At 58.8% G+C, this 12,761-nt stretch carries 8 protein-coding genes and 1 tRNA gene; 5 read left to right on the forward strand and 4 right to left on the reverse strand.

Annotation, left to right across the window (positions count from 1 at the left end):
* Positions 1-326: zinc ribbon domain-containing protein (locus SYN63AY4M2_RS11995; protein WP_143597448.1), on the forward strand; the 326-nt coding region annotated here is incomplete at its 5' end.
* Positions 327-378: 52 nt separating this feature from the next.
* Entirely contained in the window at positions 379-1,161 is a 783-nt protein-coding gene (locus SYN63AY4M2_RS12000; protein WP_099883794.1) for an SAM-dependent chlorinase/fluorinase, read from the forward strand.
* A 46-nt stretch (positions 1,162-1,207) separates the two neighbouring features.
* On the opposite strand, the gene SYN63AY4M2_RS12005 is transcribed toward SYN63AY4M2_RS12000, so the two are convergent.
* On the reverse strand, positions 1,208-1,681 hold the full coding sequence (locus tag SYN63AY4M2_RS12005; RefSeq protein WP_011430710.1) for an Hsp20/alpha crystallin family protein: 474 nt from the start codon (positions 1,679-1,681) through the stop codon (positions 1,208-1,210).
* A gap of 840 nt (positions 1,682-2,521) precedes the next feature.
* On the opposite strand from SYN63AY4M2_RS12005, the gene SYN63AY4M2_RS12010 reads away from it, so the two are divergent.
* Positions 2,522-6,313: a hypothetical protein gene (locus SYN63AY4M2_RS12010; RefSeq protein WP_240530543.1), complete on the forward strand. Its 3,792-nt coding sequence runs from the start codon at positions 2,522-2,524 to the stop codon at positions 6,311-6,313.
* A gap of 23 nt (positions 6,314-6,336) precedes the next feature.
* Here the strand turns inward: SYN63AY4M2_RS12010 and SYN63AY4M2_RS12015 are convergent, their stop codons facing one another.
* Positions 6,337-7,398 carry a histidinol-phosphate transaminase gene (locus tag SYN63AY4M2_RS12015; protein WP_011430707.1) on the reverse strand — a complete coding sequence of 354 codons (1,062 nt, stop codon included), beginning with the start codon at positions 7,396-7,398 and terminating at the stop codon, positions 6,337-6,339.
* A gap of 83 nt (positions 7,399-7,481) precedes the next feature.
* Positions 7,482-7,555, reverse strand: a tRNA-Asp gene (locus SYN63AY4M2_RS12020).
* 49 nt (positions 7,556-7,604) lie between these two features.
* On the opposite strand from SYN63AY4M2_RS12020, the gene SYN63AY4M2_RS12025 reads away from it, so the two are divergent.
* Positions 7,605-8,096: a hypothetical protein gene (locus tag SYN63AY4M2_RS12025; protein WP_011430706.1), complete on the forward strand. Its 492-nt coding sequence runs from the start codon at positions 7,605-7,607 to the stop codon at positions 8,094-8,096.
* Positions 8,097-8,114: 18 nt separating this feature from the next.
* Here SYN63AY4M2_RS12025 and SYN63AY4M2_RS12030 read toward each other — a convergent pair whose 3' ends face one another.
* Positions 8,115-9,788, reverse strand: coding sequence for a protein kinase (locus SYN63AY4M2_RS12030; protein ID WP_011430705.1), 1,674 nt, complete (start codon positions 9,786-9,788; stop codon positions 8,115-8,117).
* A gap of 286 nt (positions 9,789-10,074) precedes the next feature.
* On the opposite strand from SYN63AY4M2_RS12030, the gene alaS reads away from it, so the two are divergent.
* Positions 10,075-12,726, forward strand: a complete 2,652-nt coding sequence (alaS, locus tag SYN63AY4M2_RS12035; protein ID WP_099887407.1) for an alanine--tRNA ligase — start codon at positions 10,075-10,077, stop codon at positions 12,724-12,726.
* The last annotated feature ends 35 nt before the right edge of the window (positions 12,727-12,761 follow it).

Below are 12,761 nucleotides of genomic sequence, written 5' to 3' on the forward strand. Positions count from 1 at the left end.
TCCTGAAGTTTCAAGCCAAGAAGAAAAACGTGGTTGTCGTGGAAGTATCGGAAGCGTACACCAGCAAAACCTGTACCAAGTGCGGGCACATCCACACCAAGTTGGGTGGCGCAAAGGTGTTTAGATGCCCAAAGTGCAACCATAGGCTACCACGAGATTGGCAAGGCGCTCTGGGCGTTATGCTCAGGGCTTTGCGGGATACCGCCTTTCTGTTTGGACTCCGTCCCACTAACGCGGTCGCGTCAGCATCGCGTAGTGACAACGGAAACGGACAGAATGCTATCGCTTCACCGCTGAGCAGTAATGCTCAGCAGTGTTCAGCGTAAATGTATCAGCTAAAAGTTCCCAGAGGGCTGGCAAGCGCTGCTTAGCTCGCCAATGAAGGTCATTAGCCTACTCACTGATTTTGGTCTTCAGGATCCCTACGTGGGCATTCTGAAGGGGGTGATTTGGGGGATCGCGCCCCAGGTTCAGTTTATCGACCTTAGCCACGAAATCCCGCCTCAGGACGTGGCAGCGGCCCGTTTTGCCTTGATGACGGCCTATCCCCATTTACCTTCTGAAACCATTCACCTAGCGGTGGTAGATCCAGGGGTGGGGAGCAGCCGAAGGGCGGTGGCCATCCAAACCCAAGGAGGCTATTTGGTCGGCCCTGACAATGGCCTCTTCAGCGGCGTTCTGGAGCAATCCCCACCTCTAGCTGCTGTGGAACTCAACCGACCCTGCTATTGGCGCACCCCCTCCCCCAGCCGTACCTTTCACGGGCGGGATATTTTTGCCCCCGTGGCCGCCCACCTGGCCAACGGGATCCCCTTGGCAGAGTTGGGGGATCCCTTGGATGTGGCCGAGCTGGTTCGCTGGGACTGGCCGCCACCTCAGGCAGAACCCGACGGCGGCCGCGGCGTGATCCAGTCCATCGACCGCTTCGGCAACGGCATCACCACTCTCCCTGGCAACTGGGTAGAGGGCCGCAACTGGAGGGCCTGGATCAAGGGGATCACCATCCGCTCCGCCGCCACCTTTGCCGAGGGAAGCGAGGGCGAGCTGCTTGCCCTGGTGGGCAGCTCCGGCTGGGTGGAGATCGCGCAAAACCGGGGCAACGCCAGCCGCACCTTGGATTTCAAAGTAGGGGACGAGGTGCGCGTGCAGTGGGATAGCTAGCCGAACTCCCTCCCCCCTGCCCCCTCTCGCTTGGGGAGAAGGGAGACTAGGCAGGCTGGCTTTCCACCGTTAAAGTTTCCGGCTCAGCTGCGGAAGTTGAGGTTCCTATCTGAACTTTGACCGCCCGCACGGCATCGGCCTTGGGCAGGGTGAGGGTGAGAATGCCATCCCGGTAGATGGCCGAGACTTTTTCCGGCTGAATGCTTTTGGCTAGCTTGAGGGTGCGTTGAAAAGGCTGAGGCTCCACCTCTTGGTAGCGTAATTCAGCACCTTCAGGGCCTTGAAGCTGGATCTCACCGCTGATGGAGAGCTGCTGGGCTGTGGCCTCGATGTGGAAGCGTTCCCGATTGGCCCCCGGCGCCCACAACTGGACGATGTAGGCTTCGCCGCTCTCCCAAACCTGTAATGGCGTGGGGAAGAAAGTGCGAGGGTGCTCTCCAGAGCTCTGCTGCCTCGGGAAGTCAAGGGTGCTTTGCTGCACGCGCACATCGAGGATGGGGGTGAAGTAAACCAATTGCATAGCCGCTCCTTGGGTAGTAGGGTGGACAATTCTTGAAAAACGGGTCAACAGGGGTAACAACCGGATCCCACCGTTCTACAGAACTCCCCCCACGTCGGAAAAAGCTGTATTGAGACGAGATGGGATCCAAACCCCGTTCTGCTTCAATGATCCAAGACCGCTGTTGCCAGCAGGGAGGGCAAACCGATCCAGCTAGGGGAGGATCCCATCACCTTTCTCCAAAGTTCACTTTGGACAACCTCATCTAGAGCCAGCGGGATCCCTGTCGCAACCTTTTCTCTGCCGGTTCGATCGGCTTCTGCTGAGAATGCTGCCGCCAGACAGCTTGACAGAGGCATCGGCGTTAGGGCCGCGCGGTAACAGCCTGGATTCTCTAACAGTTCAGCACAGTTTATCAAAGCTTAAAAGTCTAACTCTAGCTTCAATTGAAGTTGTTTGGTTAGTCTCTCAGTTTGGTAGCAAGTTTTGAGAGAGACCTGACAGACAAGGCAGGCCGCCTCTAAGATGGCCTTCAAACCAGGACAGCTTGAGCAGTGGGATCCCATGTACGTGTATTGCCCAGAAGAAGTTTTGGAGGCAGGAGCGCCATACAACCTTGAGGAGCTGATAGAACGGCTGGAGCAGGGGGATCGCACCCTTTTAAGCCGGTTGTTCGACGTTCGCTACCCCTACTGGAAACGCAACCTCCGGCGCAACGTTCGCTTGGTGGCTGATCTGCGCTATCTGGGAGAGGTGCCGGTTTTGGTCTTGTTTGGCCTTTGGGGGAGAGGCAGCCACGAGTACCGAGAGTTCCTGGAGCGGCGGCAGGATCCCAGCTATCAAGAGCGGGTGAGGAACTGGGTGTCTGACGATCAGCTACAGGCATGGCTGGCACAAAGGCAAGCGGAAAATGAACAAGAAGAAGCGCGGCAAAACCAGCTCCTCCCTCTGCCCAACGAACTGTACGATTGGACACAGTTTTTAAATACTCCCAACCGCCAGGAGCGGCTTGTGTTGGAAAGCGGGGAATGGGTTCGGCAAGTGCAAGCCCTTTCTCTAGAACAGCGGCGCCAAGTGTATCGGGCGGTAGAGCAATTCATCATTGGCGATGAGAAAGGGAATCTCTACTGGAAACTACCACTGTTTTATCCAGAAACTGAGGTTAGGTGCTGGCGGGAAGGCTCGATACATCTGGCTATCAGCCTGGTGCAGGTATGTGAGCAGGAAAAAGTCTTATCTCCATTTTTAATTGGAGTTTACGACCACGCTCCGGAGCAGAGAGAGCGGTTTGACCTGGGGCGCCGAACTTGCCTATTTGGGAGGGGGGCCGATCAGCCGGATATTCTCCAACACCCACAATCTTTAGAGATTTGGAAGCGATATGCCCGCCGCGCCTACCCCGACTCCATGGTTGCAGATGAAAACGTCTGGCTGGAAATCCAGGAGACTACAGAGGGGAACTTAGCTTTGTCGATGGAGGAAGAAGAAATTCTCCAAAGCACCTCTATGCCTCTACTAATCAACGGGCGAGCTGGGAGCGGCAAATCTCTGATGTTGTATTACCGTTTTGCTGATTACTGCAGCCATTACCTGAAGGATTCAAGCAAAGGAAGCTTTCAGTACCGTCCTCTCTTTTTAACCTATAGCCCGAGTCTAGTACAGCAAGCCCGCAGCAAGGTAAGTACAATTTTGCGGGTCAACCATCGTTACCGAGAGAGAGGCAGTGACTTCTCAGAAGGGGAAATTGAGCGATGTCAAGCTTTCTTTAGCACCTTCCAGGACTACCTGTTAAGCTGCCTTCCACCAGAGAGACAAGAACGCTATCAACCTGAGCGATATGTCAATTTTTATCGATTCCGGAGCTGGTACCGCGGCCGCAGTGATGTAGAATTAGCTTGGCATACGATTCGTACTCTGATCAAGGGCTATGGAGTAAGCGACTACTTGGATCCAGATTGCTATCGGGAATTGCCTCAAGCCGACCGCACTGTAAATGTAGAAGTCTTTGATCGAATATACGAGCAAGTTTGGCCGGGTTATCAAGAACGAACTACCTACGGAAGCTACTGGGACGATCAAGATTTGGCTAGGGATGTGTTACAGAATGGTTTTCTTAGATCAATTCACCCAGTCATTTTCTGTGATGAGGTTCAAGACTTTACCCAGCTTGAACTGAATATTGTTTTCTGCTTGTCCCCCTGGGGAAAATATAAGTTGGATTGGGCTATCGAGCGTTTACCTTATGCTTTTGCTGGGGATCCTCTGCAAACTATCAATCCTACAGGATTTCGTTGGGGTGCCCTGAGGAGGTATCTCTACGAGCATATCCATGCTTACTTGTTGCCCGGCCATTCTCTCGAGATTCCAAGTCCCCGGGAGTTAAAAAATAATTACCGCTGTAGCCCTCAGATTACTCGTTTTAGCAACCTTATCAACTTGTGGCGGCGAGTTCTTAGCAATGATCGGGGGATTTGCCCACAGCAGCCTTGGCGTTTTCAGGAACCGGGGAGGCCAGCTCAAAAGTTTGTACTGGATGGCCAAGACAAGAACTTAACTCAACATGAGCTGAGGAGTATGCTCAGGAACAGCACGGGTACAGTTTGCATCCTGCCTTGTTCTATAGGAGAGGAGCTGGACTACGTGCGCCAAGATCCCGACCTCCAGAGGGTTTTTGCCGAAGAGCTGGAGCAAAATCTCAAGCCGGCGCTGCTGCAGACTGTTACCGCTGTCAAGGGCATGGAGTTCAAAAAGATCATTCTCTACAAGTTTGGCGACTGCTATCGACAAAACTTTAGCCGAAGGCTTAACCACTACGCTCAAGAAGCTGCAGAGAAGGTATCCCTGCAACTACATTATTTTCTCAACCAGCTATACGTTGGTATTACCCGCCCCATCGAAGCCTTAGCTGTTGTGGATACTGCAGCCGGCTGGCGGGAATTCTGGGATCCTGCCTTGGAGATTGACTTTTGGCTCAATCACTCTCATTTGCAGCCCGATCGATCCCAATGGCAAACGCATCCGCCTGTACTGGCCGGCTTCGCTCAAGGCACTGGCATCCAATACTGGACGGATAAAAACTTACAGGATGTGCTGGACTTGGCTCTTGGGTTTCTTAGGCAAGGGGTAGAGGAGGGAAATCCTGAGCTCTTGGAAGATGCGCGCGCCTTTGCTCGGCAGGCAGGCAACCAGAAATTAGAACAGGAATGCCAAGCTTGGATCCTCAAGCTGCAGAGGGATTACGTTTCTGCAGGCCGTCAGTTTTTAAGCTTGGAAAGATCCGCCCTACCCAATAGAAATCTCATCCGAGAAGCCTGGGAGTGCTTTTGGAAGGCAAAAGCTTGGTCAGAGTTGCAGCAGCATCGTTCTACTCACTTTGCCAGGTGCTCCGAGATCCCTAACTACGGTCCTCTGGTGGATTTGATGGTGGTAACCCAAAGCAGCTCTGCCAAGTCCATGGAGCGCTTTCGACAGATAGTTCGAGTGCGAGATTGGTTGAGCGTTGAGGTCAGCCCGAAGCATTCGGATCTGACTTGGAAGGTTTGTGTGGAGAAGTTTTTGGCGGAGCTGGAGGAAGTTTTCGATAACCTAGGGACTTTTTGTCCTAAGCCGGAGGATCGTGAACTTTTTTGGCAAGAGACTCTTGAGGCTTTGAGGGAGCGTTTGGCCTTTCTTGGCCAGCGGCAGCCGTTCGCAGGGCAATATCACAAGATTCTCGGCATTTGTTATTTCCAGCAACAAAAACTTGAGGAGGCAGTTGCCATTTGGGATCAAGGTGGCCAAACGGAGCATTCCCGCTACTACCGAGCCAAGATCCAATTGGAGAAGCCGCCTGGCCAGGTGAGGTGGCTATCCAAAGACCGGCAGGACGCAGCAGTGGTGAGCAAATGGCAGGAGGCGGGACGTCCCCTCGCGGGCGAGTGGGAGGAGTACATCAACGACGTCATTCTCAGCCTGGAGCGCTTGAAAGAGTGGCCGCTGCTGCTGCGAATCCTGATCCGGCGCCGCGAGTGGTGCAGGCTTTGGGAAGTGGTTCAGGCCCACCCACAGGCGTGGCAGCGCGGACATGACTACGAGTTGGTGGCCAGCATGGCTCGAGACATGGAAACCAACTGGGATGAGCTGAGGTGGAAGCTCCCTGGACTGCGGGATTTTCTGCAGGAAGTGGTAAGCAGTGTGCGCGGGGAGCACGCTTGGTGGCTGCAGCCGCTGGAGGTGGGCCTAGCCTACGAGCGACTGGGCTGCTACCGAGATGCGCTCAGGTTTTATGAGCGCTTTGCTGAAAACAGAATCGGTAGAATCCCAAGATGGCAACGCTCTCAGATTCGGCAGCGCTGGCTTTTGGTTCACAAGAAGTACAGAGATTCTCTGCAGGCGGAGGGACGACCGACCGATCTTTTGGCGGAGGAGTTTAGCCGCGCTCAAGAGCGCTGGCGTGAGCAACTGCCCCAGGCAGAGCCCGAGCTGGAGGAATGGGATCCCTGGCCACATGACTTCGTGGAGCACCCCAGCCCTGTTCAAAGTTGGCTGCTGCAGCGGGAGCAAACTGAAGCTCAGAGACTGCAAGTGGCAATCCGCGAGGAACTGAAGCGGCTCAACGAGAGGCAGCTCCAGCAAGTTCATAGCCTGATTCAGCGATTGCTCGGCCCAGGTTGAGAAGGAGTTGGAAGTAGAGCCAACTACCGCAAGATCTGCCGCAGCCGCTCCAGGGCGCGTTGGTTTTCTTCAGGGGTGCCCACCGTTAGGCGCAGCCCGCCGCCGGTACAGCGCACACAAGTTCCCAGCTCTTGCCAGGCCCGCTGCAGATCCTGGGGATCCCATCCTGCCACCCGGAAGTAGAGAAAATTGGCCTGGCTGGGCCACACCCGCACCCCCGGCAGTTCCTGCAGGGCTTGGTAGAGGGCATCTCGTTCCTGACGGATGAGGGGTAGGTCGGCCAAAAACTCCTCGGCATGTTCCAGGGCGATCTGAACGGCCCACTGGGAGATGGCCGAGAGATTGTAGGGCAGGCGGATGGAGTCCAGCACCTGGATAAGCTGCGGATGGCCGATGGCATAGCCCACCCGGTGAGCTGCCAGGCGAAAGGCTTTGGAGAAGGTGCGCAAGATAACCCAGTTGGGGTGCTCCGCCAGCTTGGGCAGGGCCGTGTGCTGGCTGAACTCAAAATAGGCCTCATCGAGGATCACCAAAATCTCGGCGGGCAACCCTTCAACCCACTCCCACTCAGCGGTGCTCAGGCCATTGCCGGTGGGCGAATTGGGATCTACCAAGCACACCACCCGCACCCGCTGCTCCGCTACGGCCTGTTGACACCGCCCCAGATCCAGAGCAAACGTCTCGGGATGGCGGGGCACCCGCACCACCGGGATCCCCAGGCTCTGGGCTAGGATGGCGTACATGGAAAAGGTGGGCTCTGCAACCAAAACGCTGCCCCGCTCGCCCACACAGGTGGCGATGAGCAGGGAGCGGATTAGCTCGTCGGAACCGTTGCCCAGGCTAATCTGGGCCGGATCTGCCCCGGCATAGGCGGCGATGGCCTGCTTGAGGCCCTGGTGATGAGCATCGGGGTAGCGGTTGCTGGGGATCCCTTTTTCCCAGAGGAGGGAGAGTTTCTGCTTGAAGCCCACCGGCCAATCCCAGGGAAACTCGTTTGCATCCAACTTGTCGGCAGCTTGGGGCGGCACGGCATCATAGGGCTTGAGGTGAAGCAAATCCGGGCGCAGATACCGCAAGGCACACATCTCCCTACCCTAACGGAGCAAGGTACCTATAATAGCAGGGCTGACCCGCTTGCCGATGTAGGCTACAGTGTTCCTAACAGGTACGGGGCTGACGGGGCTCGAACCCGCAACTTCCGCCGTGACAGGGCGGTGCTCTAACCAATTGAACTACAGCCCCAGGAGCTGCGAATACCTATTCTGAACTTAGATGAGGATGGTTGTCAATCATGGTATCTAGTCTGGCGGCCCAGGCAGCAACGCTGGTAGAGGAGGCCCCGCAGAACGGGATCCCGACAGCGGCGATGCAGCAGGTGGCGGAGGTGCTCACCCAGGTGGCCCAACACCTGGATCACCTGCAGTACACCACCTTGCGCTACCCCGATGGTGGCTGGCTGACGGTGCGGGTGGTGGAAAGCTCCGCCGGGGCGGACTCCCCCCCAGAACCCGAGCCCCCCGGCCATCTGTGGATCCCGGCCTTTGGCCACCTGGAAGATGCCCAAGCCACGCTGGCGGAACTTCGGCAGCAAGCGCCGGACTTAGAGGCCACCTCCTTTGGGGTTTTGGAGCTGCTGTTTTTGGCCCTGGGCCTTTCCCGCGCCGAAGGCATCGTCTTTTACGACCAGGCAGGGGATCGGCGGCAAGGGAAAGCCGTGGCCTGCCGACCTCTGGCGGAGCAGGTGAGCCAGGCCCTCCGCAGAGGCCTTCCTCCCATAGCCTAAGGCGGGAACGGATCTGCTCTAGCTCAAGATGGCACCCTGGCGGCGGGCGAACTCCCGCAGCTTCCTATCCATCTGTGCCCCTCGCAGATCCGCTTTGTAAAAGCTGGTGAAGCGCTTGCCCTTTTCTTCGGCTTGGCGTGGCAGGGAAGTTCTGCCGCCTGCAGACCAGAGCACCGACCCGGCTACCACCAAAGCCATCCCAGCCGCCCCCAAGGCATAAACCACATTGCGCGTGGCGAGATGGACGAGCAAAAACGCCAGGCTCCCGGCTCCCAAGAGCCCTCCCAGGCCTGCTAGGATCTCGCCCAAGGTTTTGGCCGAGCCGAGGAGCCGGCTCAAAAAGCGCAGCCAGCGGGGTTGCGGTGTGTTGAAGCGGATCCCGCGCAGATCGGCTCCCTGCAGGTTGGCCCCCGAAAAATCGGCCCCCCGCAGGTCGGCGCAGCGCAAGTCGTAACCGGCTAAGTTCTGGTTGGCAAAAGACTTGCCCCGCAGATCCGCCCCCGCCAAAGACGGGATGCGCGGCGGGGTGGCTGGCTTGATCTGCCCGCCGCCGGTGATGCGGCTGGCTTGGCCCAGTTGGGTAAAACCGGTGGTGCTCCCCCAGCCGGTGGGAACCGATCCCAGGGGCAGCATGTCTCCCGCGCCGGGCCGAGGGAGCGGCGTAGGCGAGAACCCATCTGTTCGGGCAGGGGGGGGAGAGGTTGAACGGCGTCTGGTCCAATGGTCGGAGATCAGCAACGGGCTGGAGCCGGCAGTCAAGGGAGAAGGGGGCAAGATGACCGGCGAGGAAGGCGGGCCCTCCTGCACCGGGATCCCTTGCAGAGCCCGCAACGCCTCGGTAGCCGTGGCAAAGCGCTGGCTGATAACCGGGTGCAGCATGCGGCGCAAAATGGCGTCGAACTCGGGGCTGAGCTGCAGGCGATCCGACCAATCCCATTGGCCCGTGTTGTGGTCGTAAAACTTGGCCGGCGACTCCAGGGTCATCAAGTTGAGGCAGGTGGCGGCCAGCGCGTAGAGATCGCTGGCGGGGCCTACCGCCTGGCCGGCCATCTGCTCCGGCGGAGAAAAGCCCAGGGAGCGAATGGCCGTTCCCTCCTCCGACAACGTGTGGCCTGGCCCAAGCTGCTTCACCGCCCCAAAGTCGATTAGCACCAGGCGGCCATCTTCTTTGCGGCGAATCAGGTTGGCCGGCTTGATGTCGCGGTGGACGGTGTTGTGGCTGTGGACATAGCTGAGGATGAGCAGCACCTCCTGCATCACCTGCCGAGCCTGTTCTTCGGAAAAAGGCCCGTTGCGCCGCATCTCCTGGGCAAGCGTGATCCCCTCAATAAACTCCTGCACCAAGTAGAATTTGCCGCCTTCTTGGAAGTGGGCGTAGAGCTTGGGGATTTGCGAGTGCTCCCCCAGGCGCTCCAACACCTCGGCCTCGCGGTTAAACAGTTCCTCCGCCAGCCTGGCCAGTTGGGGCGAATTTTCAGCCGGGCGCAACTGCTTGATCACCCGCCAGGGCTTGGAGGGCATGTCCTCATCGCGGGCCAAGAAGGTGGCGCCAAATCCCCCCTGCCCCAGACGCTTGAAGGCGCGATAGCGATTGCGCAGCAGCAGCGGCTGCCCGCAGAAGGCACAGGTGGAGGCAGCCGGGGGATTTTCCGGCCGCAGACAGTCCGGATTGAGGCAGTAGCAGTTGGGCATATCATTCAGGCGCTACCGGCTGACGTCTAGGTAACCGAGACGGGGCCGATGGGCGGGCAAGCAAGTTGCCAGAGATACATCTAGCCTAGACCAAGGAGAGAAAAATCTTGCGCATCCGCCTCGAACAGGCTGATCCTAGCGTTTGCCCACTTGGGCTCAATCAGAGAAATCGCTTAGATTGTGTCGCTTTGGGGAGCGACACTGGCCCCATCCGAGAGCGGGAGTTCAACTGCCCCAGAGCCAAAAAACCTAGAATTGATCAATACAGTTACCCTTTGCCTTGGCCATGTCTCCATCCTTCTCCGGTGCCGCCATCCGGCAGGCTTTTCTGGATTTCTACGCCCAGCGGGGCCATCAGGTATTGCCCAGCGCCTCCTTGGTGCCGGAGGATCCGACGGTGCTGCTGACCATCGCCGGCATGCTGCCCTTCAAGCCGATTTTCCTCGGCCATCAGGATCCACAGTACCCACGGGTCACGACTGCCCAGAAATGCGTGCGCACCAACGACATCGAGAACGTGGGACGGACGGCCCGCCACCACACGTTTTTTGAGATGCTGGGCAACTTCAGCTTTGGCGACTACTTCAAAAAAGAAGCCATCACCTGGGCCTGGGAGCTGGTGACAGAGGTGTTTGGCCTGCCGCCGGAGCGCCTGGTGGTGAGCGTCTTTCGAGAAGATGAGGAGGCCTTTGCCCTCTGGCGCGATGCGATCGGGATCCCACCCCACCGCATCCGGCGCATGGGGGAGGAGGACAACTTCTGGGCTGCCGGCCCCACCGGCCCCTGTGGCCCTTGCTCGGAGATCTACTACGACTTCAAGCCGGAGCTGGGGGATGAGCAGATCGACCTAGGGGACGACTCTCGCTTTTTGGAGATCTACAACCTGGTGTTCATGGAGCTGAACCGGGACAGCGAGGGCCGCCTCACTCCCTTGGCCAGGCAAAACATCGACACCGGCCTGGGACTGGAGCGGCTGGCTCAGGTGCTGCAGGGAGTCCCCAACAACTATGAGACCGATTTGATCTTCCCTATTGTGCAGAAGGCGGCCGAGATTGCCCGGGTGGACTACTTCCAGGCCAGCCCCGAGCAGAAAGTCTCCCTCAAGGTAATTGGGGATCACGCGCGGGCGGTGATGCATCTCATTGCCGATGGGGTGATCCCCTCCAACGTGGACCGGGGCTATGTGCTGCGGCGGCTGATCCGGCGGATGGTGCGCCACGGGCGCCTCTTGGGGATCGGCGAGCCCTTTACCCTGCCGGTGGTGGAGACGGCCATCCAGTTGGCGGAGGCCGCCTATCCGGAGGTGCGGGAGCGGGAGGCGGTGATCAAGGCCGAGCTGCAGCGGGAAGAGGAGCAGTTTCTCAAGACCCTGGAGCGGGGGGAACGGCTGCTGTTTGATCTGTTTGCCAACGTCACGGCCAGTGGCGCGCCCAAGCAGATCTCGGGTGCCGACGCCTTCAAGCTCTTCGACACCTACGGCTTCCCGTTGGAGCTGACCCAGGAAATTGCCCAGGAGCGCGGCTTTAGCGTGGATCTGCAGGGCTTCGAGCAAGAGATGGAAAAACAGCGGCAGCGGGCCCGCGCCGCCCACCAAACCCTCGACGTCACGGCCCAGGGATCCCTGGACGAGCTGGCCGAGTTTTTAATCGAGACGGAGTTTTTGGGCTACAGCCAGTCTTCTGCCCGCGGCGTGGTGGAGGCCCTGCTGGTGGAAGGGAAGTCGGTGCCCCAGGTAGAGGCCGGGCAGTCGGTGCAGGTGGTTTTGGATCGCACGCCTTTTTATGCGGAGTCCGGGGGCCAAATCGGGGATCGCGGCTACCTGGCCGGCGACGGAGTGTTGGTGCGGGTGGAGGATGTGCAGAAGCGGGGGGATCTGTTTGTCCACTTTGGCTGGGTAGAACGGGGGATCCTGCGGGTGGGGGATCCGGTGCAGGCCCAGATTGACCTGGCCTGCCGGCGGCGCGCCCAGGCCCACCACACAGCCACCCACCTGCTGCAGGCAGCCCTGAAAAAGGTTGTCGATCCCTCTATTAGCCAGGCGGGATCTCTAGTGGCTTTTGACCGGCTGCGTTTCGACTTTACCCTCTCGCGTCCCCTCACCCCCGAAGAGCTGCAGCAGGTTGAGGATCTGGTCAACACCTGGATTGCCGAGGCCCATCCTGCGCAAGTCTCCATCATGCCCCTGGCAGAGGCCAAGGTCAGGGGGGCAATAGCCATGTTCGGGGAAAAATACGGCGCCGAGGTACGGGTGGTTGACTTTCCGGGGGTGTCAATGGAGCTCTGTGGCGGCACCCACGTCAGCAACACTGCCGAGATCGGCCTGTTCAAGATCATCTCCGAGAGTGGCGTAGCGGCCGGGATCCGCCGCATCGAGGCGGTAGCTGGGCCGGCGGTGCTGGAATACCTAAACGAGCGGGATAGCGTCGTGCGGGAGCTGAGCGCCCAATTCAAGGCCAAGCCCCAGGAGATCCCGGAGCGGGTGGCGGCTTTGCAGGCGGAGCTGAAGGCCGCCCAGAGGGCGCTCGAGGAGGCGCGCAGCCAATTGGCCTTGCTGCAGGCAGAGCGGCTCCTGCCCCAGGCTGTAGCTGTTGGCAATCTGCAGATCTTGGCGGCGGAACTGGGATCCACTCCCCCCGAGGCGCTGAAAACTGCTGCCGAACATCTGCTCCACAAACTGGGAGAAGGGGCAGTGGTGCTGGGATCGGTGCCGGAAGCTGGCAAGGTCAGCCTGGTTGCGGCTTTTAGCCCGGCGGTGCAGAAACTTGGTCTCAAAGCGGGCTCCTTTATCGGCGAGATCGCCAAGCTGACAGGCGGCGGTGGCGGTGGGCGGCCCAACCTGGCCCAGGCCGGCGGCAAACAGCCAGAGAAACTGGCCCAAGCCCTGCAGGTGGCCCAGGAGCGGCTACAGGCAGAGCTGTCTTCAGGCTTGGGCAGTTAGAAGCTGCCGCCTTACCCCATAATGAAAGCCGGGGA

It is taken from the genome of Synechococcus sp. 63AY4M2, from assembly GCF_002760475.1.
Lineage (GTDB): Bacteria > Cyanobacteriota > Cyanobacteriia > Thermostichales > Thermostichaceae > Thermostichus.